Raw genomic sequence first — 19,475 nt, 5'->3', positions numbered from 1 at the left:
GTGCACCCGATTCGACTCAGGCCTGCAGACTGTCGGCAAAGCTCAGGCCGGTGAGCAGCGCCCGGTTGAGCTGATCGAAGGGCAGGTGCAGCTCGGTGCTGGCCTGCCTCAGCCCGGCGCCGTCGAAGCCTTCGCAGTGCCTGGCCAGGCGCAGGAAGGGTGCGAACTCGCCGCTGTCATGGACGAGCGCGTCGGTGACTGCGGTGGGCAGGTTCATCTCGTCGAGCACGGCCTGCATCGAGGTGCCGAGCAGCAGATGCAGCAGCGAGAAAGCGCCGGTGATGAAGAGGTTGTCGGCTTCGGCGGCGTCGAAATAGCTGGCGCCGATTTCCTCCATGAAGCGCCCGCGCGCGATCGCAGTCTGCATCATGGCGGGGGCGCTGGGGTCACGCGTGGCGGTGATCAGCAGCAGTGACAGCCATTTGTTGAGCGCGTCATAGCCCAGGATGCTGACCGCGTGGCGGAAGGACTGGATCTCGCACATCAGGCCGAACCCGGCCGAGTTGATGTAGCGCAGCAACTTGTAGGACAGGGCCACGTCCTGCTTGAGCACTGCCTCGATGCTGCGGATTTCGGCGTTATTGCGCACCAGATTGAGCAGGCGGATGATCTGGGCGTGGCCGGGAGAGAGCTCTTTTGCGGGCGGATTGCCGTGCAGGAAGAACCAGCCCGAGGCGCCATCGAAGCCCGCGTCCACGGCCTCACGGAAGGCGCCGAGCTGGGGCAGGCCCCAGGCCAGTTTGAGGCCGGGCGCGCTCGCGGGCGAGCTCACGCGGCGCGCGTCCATGAGCACGAAGCGCCAGTCGATGTCGGCCGGGAGCGTGGTCTCAGGCGTGTACCAGATCAGGTTCATCGCCACGCCGGCTGCGCGCAGCTGCGCCATCAGGGCCTGGGTGTGGGGGTGGGCAAGGGTCTGGGCGGGGATTTCGATCGAGGTGTGCTCGGGAATCTGCCACTGCATGAGCTCAGGCGTGGGCACCAGCCGCCCCAGGCTGAGGAACACCGGGTGATGTGTGGGCCACACCTCGGCCTGTGCGTTCAGGGCCTGCACCACCTCCGCCATGTTGGGGCCATGGGCAATCAGACGGTTGGCGGTGATTGCATGCTTCTTGTTCACCACGGGTTCGCGGGTCAGCAGGGTGGTCTGGCTCATTGCGGCTCCGGTGCGGCGGATGTCGAGCGAAAGGGCTGCGGGGTGGGGCGAAGCGGCGAAGGGGAAAACTCGGCGCGCTGGCGAATGCGGCAGCGCTTGTTGAGCGTTCAGCCTGCCGGTGTGGAAAAGGTGAAGGCGTCGGCAAAGAAGGCGTGCTCGGGCAGGCCGCGGCCCGTGCACAAGCCGGTGCGCGCCGCGTCTATCATCGCTGGCGCCCCGCAGGCATAGACCTCGTGTCCGGAGAGCTCGGCAAAGTCGTCCATCACCGCCTGGTGCACCAGTCCGCGACGCCCCTCCCAGCTCAGATCCTGCGCTGCGTCGGACAGCACCGGGATGTAGCGCAGGGAGGGCAGCGCGGCTTCCCAGCTGCGGGCCAGCTCATCGAGGTAGAGTCCGGCGCGCTCGCGGGCGCCCCAGTACAGGCTGATCGGGCGTTGCAGCCCGGTCTCGATGGCGTGCTCGATGATGCTCTTGATCGGTGCGAAACCGGTGCCGCCGGCGACCAGCACGATAGGGCGCTGTGAGTCCTCGCGCAGCCAGAAGCTGCCGAGCGGGCCTTCGAAGCGCAGGATGTCCTTCTCCTTCATGCGCTCGAAGACGTGGGCGGTGAAGCTGCCGCCATCGATGCGGCGCACGTGCAGTTCGATATGGCTGCCGTCGTGCGGCGCGTTGGCGATCGAGAAGCTGCGGCGCCGGCCATCGGCGAGCAGGATGTCGATGTACTGACCGGCACGAAAACGGAAGGCCTCGCTCGCCGGCAGCTTGAGGTCGAGCAGCATGACGTCGTCGGCCAGGCGCTGCAGCCGGTGTACGCGGCACGGCAGCTTGCGGATCGGGATGTCGCCCGCGCGCACGACGTTGCGCGCCTGCACCACGAGATCCGAGAGCGGCTTCGCGCAGCAGAACAGGGCGTAGCCCTCGGCCTGCTCGGCGGCGCTCAGCGCGCTGGCGGAGTGGCTGCCGTGATCCACCCGGCCTTCAATGACCTGGCCCTTGCACGCCCCGCAGGCGCCGTCGCGGCAACCGTGGGGCAAGAGCAGCTCGGCGGCGAGCGCGGCTTCGAGCACGGTCTGGTCGGCGGCGGCGTCGAATTCGTGGCCGCCGGGCTGGAGGGAAATCCGGTAGGTCATGGTGCGTGTGATAATCGTCTGATGAAAAGAATTCTGATTGTGGGCAGCGGCGACGTGGCTGCGCGCTGCCTGCCGTGGCTGACCCGTCGTTTTCGTGTCCTTGCCCTCGTGCGCAGCCCCGAGGCCGCGCCCGCCTTGCGTGCGGCAGGGGCGCTTGCGTTGCATGCTGATCTCGATGACCGCCGCAGCCTGAGGCGGCTGGCCGGGCTTGCCGACATCGTGCTGCATTTTGCGCCGCCCCCGGCGCAGGGCAGCGGCGACCCCCGCATGAAGCGTCTGCTGGCGGCGCTGGGCGCGGGCGGAAGTCTACCACAGGGCCTTGTATACATAAGCACGACAGGGGTTTACGGCGACTGCGAGGGCGCGCAGGTGAGCGAGACGCGGCCCTGCAACGCACGCAGCGCGCGTGCGTTGCGTCGCGTCGATGCCGAGCGCCGTGTGCGCGCCTTCGGCCGGCGCAGCGGCGTGCGCGTGAGCGTGCTGCGCGCACCGGGCATCTACGCCGCCGACCGCCTGCCGCTCGAGCGCTTGCGCCGCGGTGACCCGGTGCTCAGCGCGCAGGACGATGTGTACACCAACCACATCCACGCCGAGGACCTGGCGCGGCTGGCTTGCCTGGCGATGTTCCGCGCGCCGGCGGGGCGGGTGTACAACGCCAGCGACGACTCCGACCTGAAAATGGGCGATTATTTCGACGCGGTCGCCGACGCTTTCGCGCTGCCGCGCCCACCGCGCCTGGCGCGGGCGGACATTGTCCAGCGCCTGTCGCCGCTGACGCTGTCCTTCATGAGCGAATCGCGTCGACTCGACAATCGTCGCCTGAAGCAGGAACTGTGCGCCACGCTAAGCTATCCGACGATCGCGCACGGCCTGGAAGACGCGCTCGCGCGCCGTGCCTGAGCGCCTTGGTGCGCGAGCCGCACCCGGTTCGAGCCGCCTCGCCTGTGCTTCACCCTTTTTTCTTCACTGAGCTGCCATCGCAATGCTGACCGTCAAGGCCTTACACATCATCTTCGTCGTGAGCTGGTTCGCCGGCCTGTTCTACCTGCCCCGCCTGTTCGTCAATCACGCCATGGTGGAGGACGCCGCCACCCGCGAGCGCCTGAGCCTGATGGAGGGCAAGCTCTACCGCTTCATGCTGCCGCTCGCCATTCTTGCGGTGGTGTTCGGCCTCTGGCTGTGGTTTGGTTACGGCTTTGGCGGCGGCTGGCTGCACGTCAAAACGCTGCTGGTGGTGTTCCTCATCGGCTACCACTTCTATTGCGGACGCCTGATGCGCGACTTCGCGGCCGGGCGCAACAAGCGCAGCCATGTGTGGTTTCGCGTGTTCAACGAGATCCCGGTGCTGGTTCTGGTGGTCGTGGTCTTTCTCGTCGTGCTCAAGCCCTTCTGAGCGATGACGGGCAGCGCAGACGAAATCTCTTCATCGATCAGCGGCGACGCCGTGCAGCCGCTGTCGAACGCCCGGCCAGCGTCGGTGCGCGCGGCGGCGGAGTCGATGGGTCTGATCGGACGCTCGAGCGCCATCGAGCAGCTGCGCGCCCTCATCCGCCGCGTCGGGCCCATGCCCAGCACCGTGCTCCTGCAGGGCGAATCGGGCACTGGCAAGGAGGTGGTGGCGCGCGCGCTGCACCACAGCAGCGCGCGCGCGCATGGCCCCTTCGTGCCGCTTAACTGCGCGGCGATCGCCGTGGAGCTGGTCGAAAGCGAGCTCTTCGGCCATGTGAAGGGCGCTTTCACCGGCGCCAGCGAGAACCGTCACGGTTTGTTTCACCACGCCCGCGGCGGCAGCCTGTTCCTGGACGAAATCGGTGAGCTGCCGCTGACTTTGCAGGCCCGGCTGCTGCGCGTGCTCGAAGAGCGCACGCTGCGTCCGGTGGGTGCTGAACGCGAGGTGGCGGTCGATGTGCGCATCATTGCGGCCTCCAACCGCGACCTCGCCGCCGAGGTCAGGGCCGGCCGCTTTCGCGAGGATCTCTACTACCGGCTCGCGGTCGTCGACATCCGCCTGCCCAGCCTGCGCGAATATCCTGAGGACATTCCCCGGCTCGTGCACCACTTCATGCAGCAGCTCGCCACGCCGCTGGGGGTGGCGCCCCTGGCGCTGTCGCACGATGTGCTCAGGCAGCTCAGCGCGCACTCCTGGCCCGGCAATGTGCGCGAACTGCGCAACCGCGTCGAACGCGCGCTCATCCTCGGCAGCTTCCTGGCCGAGCCCATGGCCACACAGGAGGGCTTGTCCCGGACGCCGGCGGCGCTGCCCGCAGACGAACTCGAACTGAGCCTGGCCGAGGTGGAGCGCCGCCACATCGAACGTGTCACCGTGGCCTGTGGCGGCAACAAGACCGAAGCCGCACGCCGTCTCGGCGTGTCGCGCAAGACGCTGGAGCGCAAGTTCGCCGAATGGGGTGAGGCGGATGCGGACGCCGATGCCGACACGCTGGTGCGTCGCGCCTGAAGCGGGGGTCAGCCTCAAGGGTGTTGCGCGCTCGCTTGGGTGCTCAGCGGGGTCCTGAAGCCGGCGCGGTCTGCTCGCCCTCGAGGATCTTGAAGAACACCGTCTCCAGCGACACCGCGGGCTTCACCGTCATCAGCCGCCCGCCTGCCGCCTGCAGGCGGGTGAGGAAGGCGGGCAGGGCGTGCTCGTCGAGCTCTTGCTCGTACTCGCCGTCGCGGATCGCGGCGTGGGCGCCGTCCAGGGCGGCGCTGGCCTGGTAGCGCACGATGAAGCGGTCGGCGCGCTCGCTCACCAGATCGCGCGGCGAGCGCGTGGTCAGCAGTTCGCCCTGGTGGATGAAGCCGAAGCGGTCGGCGATGCGCTCGACATCGTGCAGCACGTGCGAGGTGAAGAAGATCGCGCCACCCTCGCGTTTGTATTCGGAGAGGATGTCCACCACGTCCTTGCGCCCCACCGGGTCCAGGCCGGACAGCGGCTCGTCCAGCACCAGCAGGCGCGGGCTGACCACCAGCGCATGGGCGAGCGCCACGCGCTGCACGTTGCCCTTGGACAACTCGCGCACCCGGCGTCTGGCGTTGTGCGCCACCGAGAAGCGCTCCAGCCACTGCATGCACCAGGCGTCCCGATCCGGGCGGCGGATGTCGTACATGTCCAGCGCCATGTGCAGGATTTCCAGCGCCGTGAATTGCTCGTAGAGCGCGGGTGACTCCGGCACGTAGGCAACGCCCTTGCGCGCGCTGGCCGTGCGCGCCGACACGCCATACAGCTTGACCTCGCCTTCGTAGTCGTTGATGGCGTCGAGCATCACCTTGATGGTGGTGGACTTGCCCGCGCCATTGGGGCCGACAAAGCCGAACACTTCGCCTTCGCTGACTTCGAAGCTGACATTGCGCAGCGCGTGCACGGTCTTGCCGCGCGCGCGAAAGATCTTGCTGACGGCGTGGAATTCGAGGGCGGGGGTCATTGATGACGTCTTCCTATGCGCTTCAGGTGTTATCCGCTGTGCCGAAATCGAAACACAGCTCGCGCTGATGGCGGATGGCTAACAGGTGAACGCCGTCGCCAAGATGGGCATACAGCAGCAGATGCTGTGTCATGACGTATGCACGGATGCTGCCGGAGTGATCGAGCTCGCCGAGTCGGTGTACGAGGTGCTCGAGTCGCGATGCGGCTTCGACCGACTGCGCCCCGCGGGCGAGAAAATCGCGACCCATGTCCGGGTGGCGTTCGAGGTTCGGAATCACCACGTTCTGCAAGGCGTCGAGCAGCGTATCGAAGTGCTCGGGCACACCGGCGTCCGCCAGGAAGGGTTCGATCTCACCCAGGTGGCGCTCGAAGCCGGGTGTGACGAAGACGGTAGCCGTCCCGCTCATGCTTTGGCGCGGCGCGTCTTGCGCTCGGCGAGCGCGGCACGTGCATCACGCGTTCGCCCCTCGGCGACGTCCTGCAAACCGCTCGTAACGTCGTCGATCAGCAACAGATGGATGTGCGCGCGCTCGAGCCGGTGGTAGTGGTCCAGTCGTTGCGCATCGATCAGCGCCACGTAGCTTTCACCATTCTTGGTGATGATCTTTTCCGCCCCCGCCTTGACCTGCTCTGCCAGTTCGGAGAGCTGGGCGCGGGCGGCGCTGAGGGAGATGATGTCGCGGGTGGTGATGCTCATGCTGAGCCTCGTCTGTGCAGAATATGTGCCCTTATTCTAGACGCTTTTCTGCAAGCTTGTTTTGACTCAGTGTTGCAGCTCTAGCGCCGCTCCAGCCCGGCAATCTTCAGCTCCTTGAGGCGAAAGCGGCCATCGGCAAACTCGTAGCCAAGGCCTAGCGGATCGTTGGGGAAGGCGTCGAGTTCGCCGCTTGCGATCAGCGCCGCAGGGTCGCTCAAGGGCTGGCCGAAGCGCGCCTCGTAGCGCTGCTGGGCGTTGCGCAGGGTGATCAAGCCTTCGATGCGGGTGATGCGTTGGTCGAGCATGGCTTGCAGCTTGGGGTCGGCGGTGGCCGCGCGTTCGCGCTGCAGGAAGTCGAGCGCGGCGCTGTCGTCCTTCAATTCACCTGCCGCCAGCATGATGGCCATCTTGCGCAAGGCCGCGGCGTTGTCGGTGGCGCGTGAGGCCGCAGTTTCGAATGCCGCACGTGCGCCCTCAACGTCGCGCTGAAAAAAGAACAGGTTGAAGCCGTAGAAAAAGGGCGGGAGCTCATCCCAGGTGCGGCACTCGGTAGCGCGGTGCAGCAAGTCGATACCCTCTGACACCGCCCCGCCCCAGCTCAGCAAAGCGCTGCCGAGGTAGTAGTTGTCTTCGTGGCAGGGGTTCAGTTGCGCGACCGCGCTGCGGCTGCGAGTGGTGAATGACGCGTTATATTCCGCAGCCTTGGGCGCGTCGCTGGTGGTGGCGGCTGAACGGATCGATTCAAGATTGGCCGCCAGGAAGCGGTCGCCGCCCGTCATCAGTATCTGCAGGGCGGGCGAAAGCACGACACGATCGAACACTTCTGCTGGCGGCGCAGTATCAATGTGTGCCCGGCTTGCCCAGGCCGCAGCAAAGACGCAGTAGCTCAAGAGCGCCACTACAAGCGGGTGCATGCCTTGTCTCATGGTGAGGAGCCCGCCTTTCTGATCATGCCAGGCGCTTGCGGTTCAGCGCCCATACCGCCAGCCCGAGCAGGGCAGCGGCGTAAGCCAGGGTGGCCAATGCGCTTTGTGCCCAGTTGGCAGGCAGCAAGGACCAGTGCCCGTAGAGCGCCACCATGCGCACATCGAGGGCGCCCAGATCCGGCAGCAACAGCCCCAGCATGCCGAGCGACGATTGATAGGTCTCGGCATGGCTGACCAGCGTGCTGTCGCGCTCCAGCAAGGCGACAATCGCGGAGAAGGAGCGTGCCATGAGCATGAAGCCCAGCGTGCCGATGAGCACGAAAGCCGGCGTGCTGGCGACAACGGCAAGCAAGGTGCCCAGCGCCAGTCCCGCCAGCAGGTCCAGCGCGATGAAGGCAATGGTGAGCGCATAGGGAAGGCCGAGCGCAGGGGGGGTTGTCTGGGCGTAGTCCGAGCTGATCCAGGTGACGAGACCGGCGAGCAACACGGCCAGTATCAGGAGCAGGCCGGCCAGCAGCACACCGATCGCGGCCACGCGGCCGAGCAGGAAGTGGTGGCGCGGGCGCGGGTAGGTCAGTGACACCAGAAACAGCTTGCGGTCGAACTCGCGGCAGACCAACTCCTGCAAAAGCAGAACCGTGAGCACGGGAAGGGCGAGGCGAATCAGCGACAGGCCGACGTCAAGCCCGACGGTGGCGGGCTGACGACCGCTGAAGTTGGCCGCCAGCGGCACCGCGATCGCCAAGGCGATGGCGAGCCAGAGCGAGAACGACAGAAAGCGGGCACGGAAGGCGAGGCGCAGCGAAGGGCGCAGGTTGGGGGTGAACAACATCGTGCATCACTCGAGGGTCTGGCAAGGCATCGTGGTGTGTTGTCTGTGTGGTGTCAATTTTGCAGGCTCTGTTCTGAAAAAAACACACCGCCGCGGCGGACGCCACAGCGGTGTGTTTTTTTGGGGCTCAGCGAAGCTTCGATATCTTTGGACTGTAGGCCAGCCTTGATTTTGTAGGCTTGATACGTGCAGCCCGTCCGTTAGCTGCCGTCGCCCGCGCCGCCGCCCGCGCCGCCGCCCGCGCCGCCACCGCCATCAGCTTCCGCATCTTTCTCCGCATCTTCCTTCGCTTTGGTGTCGCCGGCTGTGGCGTCATCGGCAACGCAATCCTTGGCTTCGCAGGGTCCGTATGATTTTACAGCGCCACCATCCGTATGTCCGCCGAAGTATTCACTCCCCTTTGCCGAGGTCGCCCCTACAGTCAGAACGGTGGCGCTTTGCTCGGTGTAGACGACAAACGAGTTGTTCGAGCAGTTGAACGTGAAGTCGGTTTTGATGAATGTAGGAGTGTCTGCTTTCTTTACGGAAGCTTTCTTTGCTGCCGTGCCATCGCAGGGGGTGACGGCAAACGAAAGTGAAGAAAGGCTGCCCAGGATAAGCGCCGCAATAATCTTTTTCATGTCTGTATCTCCGAGGGCTGCTTAGTTTGAGTTGGCGATGGCAGCAGTGAGGAAGTTGCGTGCGTCGGTCTGGGCGACCTTGTTTTCGCTCTTCCTGGTGTACTCGCTGAACTGCGGAATCGCGATCGCGGCCAGAATGCCGATGATCGCCACGACGATCATCAACTCGATCAGGGTGAAGCCCTTTTGCATCTTTTTCATTTGCGTTGCTCCTTGGAGGTCTGGCGGTGTTTCCGCTTGGATTGACTAAAGCAATCAGCGTGCCAGCTTGTTTGGGAGTGGTTTGCGTGATGTAGTTCCGCTGGTTTGACAGGCTTGCGCGGCCAGACCTGACAATGCGGCGAGCATTGTGTCAAGTTTTGACAAGCGGAAAGGCGGAAGAAGGGGCGGGGCTGGAGACTCAGGACCAAAGGTTCAGGACCAGGGGCATGATTTTGACACCAGCACATTGTGCTGAATTTTGTCCATGGTTCAGCCGGAGCATGAAATGAAAGCCTTGACCTCCAGCGATACCCGAACCCATCTTGCACGAGTGATGCGCAGCGTCATTGCATCGCCTCCCACGGATTGAGGATGGCCACGCCTGTGAGCTTGAAATCAGCGACGTTGCGAGTAACTACCGTCATGCCATGCACAAGGGCTGTTGCCGCAATGAGTGCATCGCGCTCACCGCGCTTGTCGGGTACATGCAAGCGGGCGCAGCGCAGCGCCACGGCAGTATCGACAGGCAGCGTGCGGCCGGTGAACTCGGGCAATACGTGTTGCTCCAGCCACGAGCGCAGCATGGCCCCCTGGGTGGCGTCCGTTCGCTCAATCGACAGAACGCCAAGCTCCAGTTCCATGATGGTGATGGCTGACACAAAGAGGTCGGCGGCATCAACGCTTTCCGTCCATGCCGTCACGTTCGCATCGGCCTTGCCAGCCCGCACCTTGCGCAGCTCGGACACCACGTTGGTATCGAGAACAAACATCATGAGAAATCAACCGGCCGGGGTTTGATGGTCACACGCGGTGGATCAAACTCGATGTCGGCGATACCCGGCATTGCCAGCGCATCGGCAATGTTGCGCCGCTGCTTTGTGAGCCGTTGATAGTCTTCAAAACTCATAAGCACATGGGCCGGTCGGCCTCGATCTGTGATGAACACCGGCCCCTTGTTTGCGGCCCGTTTTGCCTCGCTCGCCCCTTGGTTGAACTCGCGGCTTGTCAAGGTGGTGATGGTCATGGCGGTACCTCGTATACGTGAATGATGTAGCCATGTTACTACAACAAAAAGATGGGAGTAAGCTCTGTCTTCGCAAAAATCCTAAGTTTTGCAGCATGAACGCCACACCCCGGCGATAGGCGGTTTCATGGGTGATAGAAGATTGCATGCGTCTGTTTGAGGAAAAAGCCAGCGGGGCGCAGCGTGACAGGCCCGAGCTGGGCCGGATGCTCGATCACCTGCGGGCTGGTGATGTGGTGAAGGTGACACGGCTTGACTGCCTCGCCCGTTCTACCCGTGACCTTCTGGAAATTGCCGACAAGCTGCGCACGATAGGGGCCGGGCTGCGTTCCCTTGCGGAACCGTGGGTCGACACGACAACGCCAGCCGGGCGCTCACTCTTTGTGCTTCGCGGCATCAACCATCTGCCGAGTTGCTCTTCAACAGTCTCGACGGCGTGACAGTCAAGGGCGCGGGGGCCTTGGTGGCACCTTCGTGGTGGTCGGTCGCTGCCCTGCGCCGTATTTGCGCATCACGCTGCGCGCATCGGCCTGCGCGCGTTCCAGGGTGCACATGGACGGATCATCGTCATGCGGGCTGAAGAAATCGTCCGCCTGCGCGGCCATCACGAGCTTGATGGCCGCGTCCTCGGTTTGCTCATAAAGCTCGAAGAGCAGGGTGGCGACTTCGTCGAGATGTTGTTCGTAAGTCATGGGTGGGGCATTGGGCGGAGTGGTGGGCGGCATGCTGTGGGCTGTCCTGGTGTCCTAGCGCAGGGTGACGAGTTCTTCGGCGCTGGTGGGGTGGATGGCGACCGTGCGGTCGAAGTCGGCCTTGCAGGCGCCCATCTTGAGCGCGACGGCAAAGCCTTGCAGCATCTCGTCGGCGCCCTTGCCAATGATGTGCAGGCCGACGATGCGTTCGTTGGCGCCCGCGCACACCAGTTTCATCGCGGTCTTGGGGCGGTGCTCGGTGAGGGCGTGGTACATGTCGGTGAAGCGCGTCGCGTACACCTTGACGTCGTCGAAGCGCTTGCGGGCTTCGTCTTCGGTGAGGCCGACGGTGCCGATCGGCGGGTGGCTGAAGACCACGCTGGGGATGCCCTCGTAGTCAAGCCGGCTGTCGGCCTGGTTCAGGAACAGACGCGCGGCCAGCTTGCGTCCGGCGGCAATCGCCACCGGCGTCAGCTCGGCCTCACCGGTGATGTCGCCGATGGCGTAGATGCCGGGCACGGTGGTGTTCTGAAAGGCATCGGTCCTGATCATGCCGTGGTCGTCGGCGCTGAGCCCGGCGGCGTCCAGTTGCAGGCGGTCGGTGTTGGCGCGGCGGCCGGTGGCCCACAGCAAGGCGTCGACCTGCAGGGTGTGGCCGTCCTTGCAGCTGATCTGCAGGGCGCCGTCGGCCTGGCGGACGATGGATTCGATCTCGCTGCCAAAATGCAGGCGCAGGCCGCTGTCCTGCATGTGGGTGGCGAGTTCGTCGCGCACCATGGCGTCGAAGTGGCGCAGCAGATGGGGGCCGCGCACCAGCATGTCGACTTCGCTGCCCAGGCCCTTGAACACGCCGGCCAGCTCCACTGCGATATAACCCGCACCGACGATCGCCACTCGCCGGGGCTGTTGTTCGAGGGCGAAGAAGCCGTCGGAGTCCATGCCCAGTTCGGCGCCTTCGATGGCGGGCACGACTGGCAGCCCGCCGGTGGCGATGACGATGTGCGGCGCGCTGAAGCGCTGGCCGTCGACCTCGATGGTCTGTGCGTCAATGAACTGCGCAAAGCCCCTGACGACATCGACGCCCGCCTTGTCGAGCAGATTGGCATAGACCTCGTTGAGGCGAGCGATATAGGCGTCGCGGCGCAGCTTGAGCGCTGACCAGTCGAATGCGCTCTCGCCCACGCTGAAGCCGTAGCCGGCGGCGTCGCGCAAGGTTTGTGCGATGTCGGAGGCGTACCACATCACCTTCTTGGGCACGCAGCCCACGTTCACGCAGGTGCCGCCCAGGCGCGCGGCCTCCACCACCAGCACGCGTGCGCCGTATTCTGCGGCGCGCCGTGCGCTGGCCACGCCGCCGCTGCCGCCGCCGATGGCGATGTAGTCGTAGGTCTGCATTGTTTGCTCCGTAGGCGATTGACCGGGCGCAGTCTTGCATCGACCTGGCGATCCGTCCAGCCCGCAGGCAAGCTCAGGCTGTGCTGTGCTTCAGATCCTGCTCCGCCGCGCCGAGCTCGGCCGCGGTGTTGATGTTGCGAAACGCAGCCGGATCATCGTCGAAGGGCACGGCCACCACCCGTAGTGTGCTGTGCCAGGCGCCGACCTTGCGCCCGCCGGCGGCGAGGAAGTCGGCGAGCTGGGGCGCGAGCTCGCGCCGGCACAGGCAGAACACCGGATGCGCCCGGCCCGCGGTGGTCGCCACCGCGAGTTGTGTAGCACTGGCGTGCGTGCCGGCACTGGCATGCAGGGCGTGAGCGAGACGCGCGACCAGGTCCGTGGGCAAAAAAGGCGAGTCGCAGGGCACGCTGAGCACCAGGGGGTGCTGTGCGCGCACGAGCGCGGCATGCAGGCCGGCGAGCGGGCCGCAAAAGCCGTCCGCACCGCCGAAGTCGTCGCTGAATACCGGGTAGCCGAAGCTCTGCCAGCGCTCGAGGTTCTGGTTGGCGTTGATGAGCAGCTCGTCGACCTGGGGCGCCAGGCGGGCGAGCACGTGCGCGGCCATGGGCTGGCCGGCGAGCTCGACCAGACCCTTGTCGACGCCACCCATGCGGCTGCCCTGGCCGCCGGCGAGGAGGACGGCGCTGATGTGGTCGTTGGGCTGCGGGAGGGCAGGCTGCGGTCCGGCGGTGGGGTTGTCGGCTGCGCGCTTGGGGAGGCGGGAGGTGTTCATGCCTCCATTGTGGCCGTGCCGGGGCGCACCCGGAAAGCGTTTGAATGCGCGGCGAGGCCTTTCATCAGCCGGGCGCCGCTTGCGGGTGCCCGGTACAATGCGGACCGTTCCCTGTCCGGAGCCTGCAATGGCCGAAGCGTTCTTTTCTCCCTGTCCACGTGGTCTCGAAGCCTTGCTGGTGGACGAGCTGCGATCCTTTGGCGCCAGGGGCGCGCAGGCGGTGCACGGCGGCGTGGCGTGGCAGGGTGATTGGGCGGTGTGCCATCGTGCCAACCTCGAGAGCCGTCTCGCCACGCGCGTGATGTGGCAGGTGGCGCAGGGTCGCTACCGCGCCGAGGTGGACATCTACAAGCTGGCCTACAGCGTGACCTGGGCGAAGTGGTTCACCGCCGACGACAGCATCCGCATCTACGTCACCGCGCGCAAGTCGCCGCTGAAGAGCCTGGAGTTCATCACCTTGCGCGTGAAGGATGCGGTGTGCGATCACTTTCGCACCGTCGCCGGGCGGCGCCCGGACGTGGATACGGCGAACCCGGCGGTGCGCATTCACGCTTTTCTCAGCGCAGACACCGTCACCCTGTATGTCGATACCTCGGGCGAGCCGTTGTTCAAACGCGGCTTCAAGCCGGCGGCGGTGGAGGCGCCGCTGAAGGAAAACCTGGCCGCCGGCATCCTGCGCCTGGCGGGGTGGACGCCGGGCGAGGTGTTGCTCGACCCGATGTGCGGCAGCGGCACCTTCCTCATCGAGGCGGCGATGATGGCCCTCGACATTGCCCCCGGGCTGGGGCGCGGCTTCGGCTTCGAGAGGTTTCGTCATCACGACCGCAGTGGCTGGGCGGCGGTGCGCCGTGCGGCTGAGGCACGCCGCCAGGTGCCGCGTGCGCTGGCGATCCATGGCTCGGATATCGTCGGCGAGTGGGTGCGGCGCACGCGGGTGAACCTGGATGCGGGCGGGCTGGCGAAATGCGTGACGCTGGAGCGCGCCGATCTGCTCGAGCGCATGCCGCCCGCGGCCGCAGGCGTGATGGTGACCAACCCGCCCTATGGGGTGCGCCTGGGCGAGAGCGAGGAGCTGGCCGAGTTCTACCCGCGCCTGGGTGATGCGCTCAAGCAGCGCTGGGGCGGTTGGCGCTGCTACATCTTCAGCGCCGATCCGGCGCTGGCAAAGCTGATCAAGCTGAAGGCCACCAGGCGCACGCCCTTGTTCAACGGTGCGCTGGAGTGCCGGCTCTACGAATACCGCATGGTGGCCGGCAGCAACCGCCCCAAGGAGCGTGAGGGCGCCGAGCGCGCACCGGACTGAGCCGCCGCCGGCATCAGACGATGCCGAGGTGCTGGATGCCGCTGATGTTGGTGTGCTCGTCGTGCTTGCTGTTGAGCTTGATCTGCAGGCGCAGGTCATTGAGCGAGTCGGCGTTGCGCAGGGCGTCCTCGTAGGTGATGTGGCCGCTCTCGTAGAGGTCGAACAGGGACTGATCGAAGGTCTGCATGCCGAGCTCGCGTGAGCGCTTCATGACCTCCTTGATCTCGGGCACGTTGCCCTTGAAGATCAGGTCGGAGACCAGCGGCGAGTTCAGCATCACCTCCACCGCCGGCACTCTGCCCTTGCGCTCCTTGAGCGGCAACAGGCGCTGCGAGATCAGGGCGCGCAGGTTGAGCGACAAATCCATCAGCAATTGGTGGCGACGGTCTTCGGGGAAGAAGTTGATGATGCGGTCGATGGCCTGGTTGGCGCTGTTGGCGTGCAGCGTGGCCAGGCACAGGTGGCCGGTCTCGGCAAAGGCGATCGCATAGTTCATGGTCTCGCGGTCGCGGATCTCGCCCATCAGGATCACGTCGGGCGCCTGGCGCAGCGTGTTCTTCAGGGCGGACTCCCAGGAGTCGGTGTCGATGCCGATTTCGCGCTGGGTGACGATGCAGTGCTTGTGGTTGTGCACGAACTCGATCGGGTCTTCGACCGTGATGATGTGGCCGTAGCTGTGCTCGTTGCGGTAATCGACCATCGACGCCAGTGAGGTGGTCTTGCCGGTGCCGGTGCCGCCGACGAAGATCACCAGGCCGCGCTTGGACATGGCGATGTCGGTGAGCACCGCGGGCAGGCCGAGTTCGTCGAATTTGGGGATGCGCTGCGGGATGGTGCGCAACACCAGCCCCACCTTGCCCTGCTGCACGAAGGCGTTGGCGCGGAAGCGGCCCACGCCTGCCGGCGAGATGCCGAAGTTGCATTCCTTGCGTGACTCGAACTCGGCCGCCTGACGGTCGTTCATGATGGCGCGTGCGAGCTCGGCGGTGTGCTGCGGCTGCAAGGCCTGATTCGACTGCGGCGTGATGCGGCCGTCGATCTTGATCGCCGGCGGAAAGCCGACCGTGATGAAGAGGTCGGAGCCGTTCTTCTGCAGCATCAGCCGCAGCAGGTCGTTCATGAACTTGAGTGCCTGATCGCGTTCCATCGGGGTGAGCTCCTGCATGTTCGGGCGCGTGATGAGCGCGTGGGTACGGGCTGGTGAATGCGCTCGGCGCGTGTCGGGCTGGGCTGGCGCAGGCGGCGAGCCGGCGCGGGTCTTCGTCTTCAGCCAGGGATGCTGTCCTTGTTCTGCGCGCGTATGCGTGCTTCGGCGGCCGAGACCACGTTGCGTCGCACCAGGTCGGCCAGGCACTGGTCCAGGGTCTGCATGCCCAGGGTCTGGCTGGTCTGGATCGAGGAGTACATCTGCGCGATCTTGTTCTCGCGGATCAGGTTACGGATGGCCGGAGTGCCGAGCATGATCTCGTGCGCGGCGATGCGGCCCTGGCCGTCCTTGGTCTTGAGCAGGGTCTGCGAGATGACTGCACGCAAGGATTCCGACAGCATCGAACGTACCATGTCCTTCTCGGCGGCGGGAAACACGTCGACGATGCGGTCTATGGTCTTGGGCGCGGATGAGGTGTGCAAGGTGCCGAACACGAGGTGGCCAGTTTCGGCCGCGGTCAGCGCCAGACGGATGGTCTCCAGGTCGCGCATTTCGCCCACCAGCACCACGTCCGGGTCTTCGCGCAAGGCGGCGCGCAGTGCGTTGGTGAAGGACATGGTGTCGCGGTGCACCTCGCGCTGGTTGATCAGGCAGCGCTTGGACTCGTGCACGAATTCGATCGGGTCCTCGACGGTGAGGATGTGGCCGTACTTGTTTTCGTTGACGTAATCGACCATCGCCGCCAGCGTGGTCGACTTGCCCGAGCCGGTGGGGCCGGTCACCAGCACGATGCCGCGCGGAGCGTCCGAGATGTCCTTGAAGATCTTCGGGCAGTTGAGCTCTTCGAGGCTCAGCACCTTGGTCGGAATTGTGCGGAACACGGCGGCGGCGCCGCGGTTCTGGTTGAAGGCGTTGACGCGGAAGCGGGCAAGATTGGGCACGGCGAAGGAGAAGTCGCACTCCAGGGTTTCCTCGTACTGCTTGCGCTGACCGTCGTTCATGATGTCATAGGCCATGGCGTGCACATCCTTGTGCTCCATCGGCGGCAGGTTGATGCGGCGCACGTCGCCGTGCACGCGAATCATCGGCGGCAGGCCGGCCGAGAGATGAAGGTCTGAGGCCTTGTTCTTGACAGCGAAGGCGAGCAGTTCGGTGATGTCCATCGTATTCCTCCAGCGGCAGGGTCCAGAAGGACCGATCAATGCTGAATGTTATACTTTTCGTGGCTTTAGCCTGAAGGAATAGACCACATACATGACGACAATCGCGGATCGGCTGCGCGTGGTAGAGCAGCGAATTGCCGCTGCGGCAAGGGCTGCAGGACGGGATCCGGCCGCAGTGAGCCTGCTCGCGGTGAGCAAGACCTGGGGGCCGGATGCGGTGCGTGAGGCCGTGGCTGCCGGGCAGCGCGCCTTTGGCGAGAACTACGTGCAGGAAGGGGCGGACAAGGTCGAGGCCTTGCGCGCAATGAGGCTGGCAGAGCTGGGGGCGGACGAACGAGAGCCGGCCGCGCCGGGGCTGGAGTGGCACTTCATCGGCCCCTTGCAGAGCAACAAGACACGGCGCGTGGCCAATACCTTCGACTGGGTGCACAGCATCGACCGCCTGAAGATCGCCGAGCGCCTGGCCGAGCAGCGCGCGGCGCACCTGGCGCCGCTCAAGCTGTGCATTCAGGTCAATGTCAGCGCGGAAGACAGCAAGAGCGGGGTGGCGCCGGAGCAGCTGGGCGCGCTGGCGCACGCGGTGGCGGCCCTGCCGCGGCTGCAGCTGCGCGGGCTGATGTGCATCCCCGAGCCGAGCGCTGATGCCGCCGTGCTGCGCGCGCGCTTTGCCTTGCTGCGTGAGCTGCAGGCGGGGCTGGTGGCGGACGGGCTGGCGCTCGACACCTTGTCGATGGGGATGTCGCAGGACATCGAGCTGGCGGTGGCGGAAGGGGCGACCATCGTGCGCGTGGGCAGCGCCATCTTTGGTGATCGCAACCGCCAGGCTGCAACCGAAAAATGAAGTACGCCAGGGACGCTGCGCTGTCGCGATGGCCCAGCAGCGTCGCGGCTCCTCAACATTCACACACGAGAATACTGGCATGAAGATCACTTTCCTGGGCGGCGGCAACATGGCGGCGGCCCTTATCGGTGGCCTGATCGAGCGCGGCTTTGCGCCCGCGGCGGTGCAGGTCATCGAGCTGGGTGCGGCGCTGCGCACGCAACTGGGTGAACGTTTCGGCGTGCGCGCGGTGGAGGCGGCGGATGCCGCGGCGCTGGCGTGCGATGTGCTGGTGCTGGCGGTGAAGCCGCAACAGATGCGTGCGGCGCTGGCCCCGCTCGCCGGCAGGCTGGATGCACAGCTTGTCATCAGCATCGCCGCCGGTCTGCGTCTGTGCGATCTCGCGCGCTGGCTGGGCACGCCTGCGCAGCCCTACGCCCGGCTGGTGCGCTGCATGCCCAACACCCCGGCACTGATCGGCGCCGGGGTGAGTGGTCTGTATGCCGACCCGAGCGTGGATGAGGCCGGGCGGGCGCTCGCGGCGCGCGTCATGGCGGCGGTCGGCAGCACGGTGTGGGCGAGCAGCGAAGAGCAGATGGATGCGGTGACGGCGATTTCGGGTAGCGGCCCGGCCTATGTGTTCCACTTCATCGAGGCGCTGGAGGCGGCCGGGCGCAAGCTCGGCTTTGAGGCGGCCGATGCGCGCAAGCTCGCGCTCGACACCGTGTTGGGTGCGGCCAGACTGGCGGCCGGCGCGGAGGACTCACCCGCGCTGCTGCGCCAGAAGGTCACCTCGCCCGGTGGCACCACCGAAGCCGCGCTCGCCAGCCTGGCGACTGCAGGCTGGCACGACACCCTGGTCACGGCGGTGATGGCCGCGGCCGCGCGCGGGCGTGAACTCGGCGCTGAACTGGGCAAGGACTGAATGCGATGCTGACCAATATCTTGCTGCTGCTCGTCAATGCCGCGGGCGGCTTCCTCACCCTGATGCTGCTGGCGCGTTTCTACATGCAGTGGCAGCGCATTTCTTTTCGCAACCAGATCGGCCAGTTCGTCGTCACCACCACCGACTGGTTGGTGCGCCCGCTGCGTCGTTTTGTGCCGGGTGTGTTCGGCCTCGACATGGCCAGCTTGCTGCCAGCCTGGGTGGTGCAGGTGCTGATGGTGGCAATCGAGCTCAGCCTGCACGGCGCGGTGTTCAGCGGTAATGTCGGTGCGGTGCTGGTCGGCCTGTGGGGCGTGGGCCTGATCGAGCTGATGCGGATGATCGTGTATCTGGTGATCGCGGTGGTGCTGGGCTCGGCGGTGCTGTCGTGGTTCGGCCCGCAGGCGCCGCTGGCGCCCTTGTTGCATGCGCTGGCCGCGCCCTTCCTGCGGCCTTTCCGTCGCATCGTGCCCAGCATCGCCAATGTGGACCTGTCGCCGCTGGTGTTGTTGCTGGTGCTGCAGATCGTGCTGATGGTGCTGGGTGGGGTGCGCAACAACTTCGCGCCGCTGCTGTTCGGGGCCTGAGTCCGGCCGCGTCTCAGCCGACGTTTTGCAGCGCGCGCTCCCAGTCGATGACGACTTCGGGCAGGATGCCGACGGCGAGGGTTTCCTTGAGCTCGTAGATGTCGGGGGCGCCGAATCCGCTCGGCTGCGAACGGTCGTGGTGCAGGCGGTACACCGTGACCACGCGGTCGACCGGGTGCACCAGCCAGTACTCGCGCACGCCCACGCGCTCGTAGAGCCGGCGCTTGATGATCAGGTCGTGGCCGGCGGTCGACGGCGACAGGATCTCGACCACCCAGTCCGGCGCGCCGCGGCAGCCACGCTCGTCGAGTTTGCTGCGATCGCAGACCACCACCAGATCGGGCTGCACGACGGTGTCGATGGCGCTGTCGGCCTCGTCGCCGTGCGGCAGACGGACATCGAAGGGCGCGATGAAGGGGCGGCAGGGCTTGCCATCGAGCGCGTTGGCGACTTCACGGTAGATTGCGCCAAGTATTTCCTGATGAACGCGCAGCGGCGCCGGCGCCATCGCAAAGGCGATGCCGTCGATGAGCTCGTAGCGCACGTCGTCCGGCCAGCTCAGGTAGTCGGCGTAGGTGTGGAAGTGGGTGTCGCGTAGTGCCAGGCCCATGGCTTTGTCCTCGTGTGCGGCGGATCAATCTGCACCGAGTATAGCGCCCGCGGA

23 protein-coding genes and 2 pseudogenes are annotated in these 19,475 nt (G+C 65.8%); 8 read left to right on the top strand and 17 right to left on the bottom strand.

The features are described from left to right. Positions 1-16: 16 nt before the first annotated feature. Positions 17-1,153 (bottom strand): EAL and HDOD domain-containing protein, encoded by a 1,137-nt coding sequence (locus M622_RS24785; RefSeq protein ID WP_021248265.1) that lies wholly within the window; start codon positions 1,151-1,153, stop codon positions 17-19. Between the two features lie 107 nt (positions 1,154-1,260). Continuing rightward, positions 1,261-2,283, bottom strand: coding sequence for a CDP-6-deoxy-delta-3,4-glucoseen reductase (locus tag M622_RS24780; RefSeq protein WP_021248264.1), 1,023 nt, complete (start codon positions 2,281-2,283; stop codon positions 1,261-1,263). A 21-nt stretch (positions 2,284-2,304) separates the two neighbouring features. Between M622_RS24780 and M622_RS24775 the strand changes: the two genes are divergently transcribed. The 3 genes and pseudogenes from M622_RS24775 to M622_RS24765 form a co-directional block, all read left to right on the top strand. After that, positions 2,305-3,183 (top strand): NAD-dependent epimerase/dehydratase family protein, encoded by an 879-nt coding sequence (locus tag M622_RS24775; protein ID WP_031346356.1) that lies wholly within the window; start codon positions 2,305-2,307, stop codon positions 3,181-3,183. Positions 3,184-3,265: 82 nt separating this feature from the next. Beyond that, positions 3,266-3,676, top strand: a complete 411-nt coding sequence (locus M622_RS24770) for a CopD family protein (protein ID WP_021248262.1) — start codon at positions 3,266-3,268, stop codon at positions 3,674-3,676. A gap of 96 nt (positions 3,677-3,772) precedes the next feature. Then, positions 3,773-4,741 (top strand): annotated as a pseudogene (locus tag M622_RS24765) (sigma-54 interaction domain-containing protein); the annotation flags it as partial. 43 nt (positions 4,742-4,784) lie between these two features. Here the strand turns inward: M622_RS24765 and M622_RS24760 are convergent. From M622_RS24760 to M622_RS24720, 9 genes and pseudogenes are all read right to left on the bottom strand, one after another. Further along, on the bottom strand, positions 4,785-5,705 hold the full coding sequence (locus M622_RS24760) for an ABC transporter ATP-binding protein (RefSeq protein ID WP_021248260.1): 921 nt from the start codon (positions 5,703-5,705) through the stop codon (positions 4,785-4,787). A gap of 22 nt (positions 5,706-5,727) precedes the next feature. Next, positions 5,728-6,114, bottom strand: coding sequence for a type II toxin-antitoxin system RelE/ParE family toxin (locus M622_RS24755; protein ID WP_021248259.1), 387 nt, complete (start codon positions 6,112-6,114; stop codon positions 5,728-5,730). Further along, complete coding sequence (locus M622_RS24750; RefSeq protein ID WP_021248258.1) at positions 6,111-6,404, bottom strand: type II toxin-antitoxin system Phd/YefM family antitoxin; 294 nt, start codon at positions 6,402-6,404, stop codon at positions 6,111-6,113. Before M622_RS24750 ends, M622_RS24755 begins: the two co-directional genes overlap by 4 nt. Before the next feature lie 80 nt (positions 6,405-6,484). After that, the gene (locus tag M622_RS24745) at positions 6,485-7,318 is read right to left on the bottom strand and encodes a hypothetical protein (RefSeq protein WP_021248257.1); all 834 of its coding nucleotides are present in this window, start codon (positions 7,316-7,318) and stop codon (positions 6,485-6,487) included. A 34-nt stretch (positions 7,319-7,352) separates the two neighbouring features. Continuing rightward, the gene (locus M622_RS24740) at positions 7,353-8,162 is read right to left on the bottom strand and encodes a hypothetical protein (protein WP_021248256.1); all 810 of its coding nucleotides are present in this window, start codon (positions 8,160-8,162) and stop codon (positions 7,353-7,355) included. 200 nt (positions 8,163-8,362) lie between these two features. Beyond that, positions 8,363-8,782: a hypothetical protein gene (locus M622_RS24735; protein WP_021248255.1), complete on the bottom strand. Its 420-nt coding sequence runs from the start codon at positions 8,780-8,782 to the stop codon at positions 8,363-8,365. A gap of 104 nt (positions 8,783-8,886) precedes the next feature. Continuing rightward, positions 8,887-8,983 (bottom strand): annotated as a pseudogene (locus M622_RS40475) (prepilin-type N-terminal cleavage/methylation domain-containing protein); the annotation flags it as partial. A gap of 344 nt (positions 8,984-9,327) precedes the next feature. After that, on the bottom strand, positions 9,328-9,756 hold the full coding sequence (locus M622_RS24725; protein WP_021248253.1) for a type II toxin-antitoxin system VapC family toxin: 429 nt from the start codon (positions 9,754-9,756) through the stop codon (positions 9,328-9,330). Continuing rightward, on the bottom strand, positions 9,753-10,007 hold the full coding sequence (locus M622_RS24720; protein WP_021248252.1) for a type II toxin-antitoxin system Phd/YefM family antitoxin: 255 nt from the start codon (positions 10,005-10,007) through the stop codon (positions 9,753-9,755). Before M622_RS24720 ends, M622_RS24725 begins: the two co-directional genes overlap by 4 nt. A gap of 146 nt (positions 10,008-10,153) precedes the next feature. Between M622_RS24720 and M622_RS0119900 the strand changes: the two genes are divergently transcribed. After that, entirely contained in the window at positions 10,154-10,447 is a 294-nt protein-coding gene (locus tag M622_RS0119900; RefSeq protein WP_084520666.1) for a recombinase family protein, read from the top strand. 3 nt (positions 10,448-10,450) lie between these two features. On the opposite strand, the gene M622_RS24715 is transcribed toward M622_RS0119900, so the two are convergent. The 3 genes from M622_RS24715 to mobA form a co-directional block, all read right to left on the bottom strand. Further along, positions 10,451-10,699 (bottom strand): hypothetical protein, encoded by a 249-nt coding sequence (locus M622_RS24715; protein WP_021248250.1) that lies wholly within the window; start codon positions 10,697-10,699, stop codon positions 10,451-10,453. Positions 10,700-10,753: 54 nt separating this feature from the next. Next, positions 10,754-12,094: a glutathione-disulfide reductase gene (gorA, locus tag M622_RS24710; RefSeq protein ID WP_021248249.1), complete on the bottom strand. Its 1,341-nt coding sequence runs from the start codon at positions 12,092-12,094 to the stop codon at positions 10,754-10,756. Positions 12,095-12,167: 73 nt separating this feature from the next. Next, entirely contained in the window at positions 12,168-12,866 is a 699-nt protein-coding gene (gene mobA, locus M622_RS24705) for a molybdenum cofactor guanylyltransferase MobA (RefSeq protein WP_021248248.1), read from the bottom strand. Positions 12,867-12,993: 127 nt separating this feature from the next. Between mobA and M622_RS24700 the strand changes: the two genes are divergently transcribed. Beyond that, the gene (locus M622_RS24700; protein ID WP_021248247.1) at positions 12,994-14,169 is read left to right on the top strand and encodes a THUMP domain-containing class I SAM-dependent RNA methyltransferase; all 1,176 of its coding nucleotides are present in this window, start codon (positions 12,994-12,996) and stop codon (positions 14,167-14,169) included. Between the two features lie 13 nt (positions 14,170-14,182). On the opposite strand, the gene M622_RS24695 is transcribed toward M622_RS24700, so the two are convergent. Then, positions 14,183-15,316 carry a PilT/PilU family type 4a pilus ATPase gene (locus M622_RS24695; RefSeq protein WP_021248246.1) on the bottom strand — a complete coding sequence of 378 codons (1,134 nt, stop codon included), beginning with the start codon at positions 15,314-15,316 and terminating at the stop codon, positions 14,183-14,185. A 119-nt stretch (positions 15,317-15,435) separates the two neighbouring features. Continuing rightward, positions 15,436-16,479, bottom strand: coding sequence for a type IV pilus twitching motility protein PilT (locus tag M622_RS24690; protein WP_021248245.1), 1,044 nt, complete (start codon positions 16,477-16,479; stop codon positions 15,436-15,438). A gap of 91 nt (positions 16,480-16,570) precedes the next feature. Between M622_RS24690 and M622_RS24685 the strand changes: the two genes are divergently transcribed. The 3 genes from M622_RS24685 to M622_RS24675 all read left to right on the top strand — a co-directional run bounded on the left by M622_RS24685 (position 16,571) and on the right by M622_RS24675 (position 18,811). Then, entirely contained in the window at positions 16,571-17,320 is a 750-nt protein-coding gene (locus M622_RS24685; protein ID WP_021248244.1) for a YggS family pyridoxal phosphate-dependent enzyme, read from the top strand. A 79-nt stretch (positions 17,321-17,399) separates the two neighbouring features. Then, on the top strand, positions 17,400-18,224 hold the full coding sequence (gene proC / locus M622_RS24680; protein ID WP_031346348.1) for a pyrroline-5-carboxylate reductase: 825 nt from the start codon (positions 17,400-17,402) through the stop codon (positions 18,222-18,224). Positions 18,225-18,229: 5 nt separating this feature from the next. Then, positions 18,230-18,811: a YggT family protein gene (locus M622_RS24675; RefSeq protein WP_021248242.1), complete on the top strand. Its 582-nt coding sequence runs from the start codon at positions 18,230-18,232 to the stop codon at positions 18,809-18,811. A gap of 13 nt (positions 18,812-18,824) precedes the next feature. On the opposite strand, the gene M622_RS24670 is transcribed toward M622_RS24675, so the two are convergent. Beyond that, the gene (locus M622_RS24670) at positions 18,825-19,421 is read right to left on the bottom strand and encodes a Uma2 family endonuclease (RefSeq protein WP_021248241.1); all 597 of its coding nucleotides are present in this window, start codon (positions 19,419-19,421) and stop codon (positions 18,825-18,827) included. Between the last annotated feature and the right edge of the window lie 54 nt (positions 19,422-19,475).

The sequence above is a fragment of the Thauera terpenica 58Eu genome, assembly GCF_000443165.1.
Classification (GTDB): Bacteria; Pseudomonadota; Gammaproteobacteria; order Burkholderiales; family Rhodocyclaceae; genus Thauera; species Thauera terpenica.
This window is presented reverse-complemented; position numbering and strand designations above follow the sequence as displayed.

Bases quoted from the DNA above. Each gene is read 5' to 3' on its own strand.
- M622_RS24725 (WP_021248253.1), bottom strand. From the start codon at position 9,756: ATGATGTTTGTTCTCGATACCAACGTGGTGTCCGAGCTGCGCAAGGTG.
- M622_RS24720 (WP_021248252.1), bottom strand. From the start codon at position 10,007: ATGACCATCACCACCTTGACAAGCCGCGAGTTCAACCAAGGGGCGAGC.
- mobA (WP_021248248.1), bottom strand. From the start codon at position 12,866: ATGAACACCTCCCGCCTCCCCAAGCGCGCAGCCGACAACCCCACCGCC.
- M622_RS24695 (WP_021248246.1), bottom strand. From the start codon at position 15,316: ATGGAACGCGATCAGGCACTCAAGTTCATGAACGACCTGCTGCGGCTG.
- M622_RS24740 (WP_021248256.1), bottom strand. From the start codon at position 8,162: ATGTTGTTCACCCCCAACCTGCGCCCTTCGCTGCGCCTCGCCTTCCGT.
- M622_RS24670 (WP_021248241.1), bottom strand. From the start codon at position 19,421: ATGGGCCTGGCACTACGCGACACCCACTTCCACACCTACGCCGACTAC.
- M622_RS24675 (WP_021248242.1), top strand. From the start codon at position 18,230: ATGCTGACCAATATCTTGCTGCTGCTCGTCAATGCCGCGGGCGGCTTC.
- M622_RS24770 (WP_021248262.1), top strand. From the start codon at position 3,266: ATGCTGACCGTCAAGGCCTTACACATCATCTTCGTCGTGAGCTGGTTC.
- M622_RS24715 (WP_021248250.1), bottom strand. From the start codon at position 10,699: ATGACTTACGAACAACATCTCGACGAAGTCGCCACCCTGCTCTTCGAG.
- M622_RS24780 (WP_021248264.1), bottom strand. From the start codon at position 2,283: ATGACCTACCGGATTTCCCTCCAGCCCGGCGGCCACGAATTCGACGCC.
- M622_RS24750 (WP_021248258.1), bottom strand. From the start codon at position 6,404: ATGAGCATCACCACCCGCGACATCATCTCCCTCAGCGCCGCCCGCGCC.
- M622_RS24685 (WP_021248244.1), top strand. From the start codon at position 16,571: ATGACGACAATCGCGGATCGGCTGCGCGTGGTAGAGCAGCGAATTGCC.
- M622_RS0119900 (WP_084520666.1), top strand. From the start codon at position 10,154: ATGCGTCTGTTTGAGGAAAAAGCCAGCGGGGCGCAGCGTGACAGGCCC.
- M622_RS24775 (WP_031346356.1), top strand. From the start codon at position 2,305: ATGAAAAGAATTCTGATTGTGGGCAGCGGCGACGTGGCTGCGCGCTGC.
- M622_RS24690 (WP_021248245.1), bottom strand. From the start codon at position 16,479: ATGGACATCACCGAACTGCTCGCCTTCGCTGTCAAGAACAAGGCCTCA.
- proC (WP_031346348.1), top strand. From the start codon at position 17,400: ATGAAGATCACTTTCCTGGGCGGCGGCAACATGGCGGCGGCCCTTATC.
- M622_RS24700 (WP_021248247.1), top strand. From the start codon at position 12,994: ATGGCCGAAGCGTTCTTTTCTCCCTGTCCACGTGGTCTCGAAGCCTTG.
- M622_RS24735 (WP_021248255.1), bottom strand. From the start codon at position 8,782: ATGAAAAAGATTATTGCGGCGCTTATCCTGGGCAGCCTTTCTTCACTT.
- M622_RS24760 (WP_021248260.1), bottom strand. From the start codon at position 5,705: ATGACCCCCGCCCTCGAATTCCACGCCGTCAGCAAGATCTTTCGCGCG.
- M622_RS24785 (WP_021248265.1), bottom strand. From the start codon at position 1,153: ATGAGCCAGACCACCCTGCTGACCCGCGAACCCGTGGTGAACAAGAAG.
- gorA (WP_021248249.1), bottom strand. From the start codon at position 12,094: ATGCAGACCTACGACTACATCGCCATCGGCGGCGGCAGCGGCGGCGTG.
- M622_RS24745 (WP_021248257.1), bottom strand. From the start codon at position 7,318: ATGCACCCGCTTGTAGTGGCGCTCTTGAGCTACTGCGTCTTTGCTGCG.
- M622_RS24755 (WP_021248259.1), bottom strand. From the start codon at position 6,114: ATGAGCGGGACGGCTACCGTCTTCGTCACACCCGGCTTCGAGCGCCAC.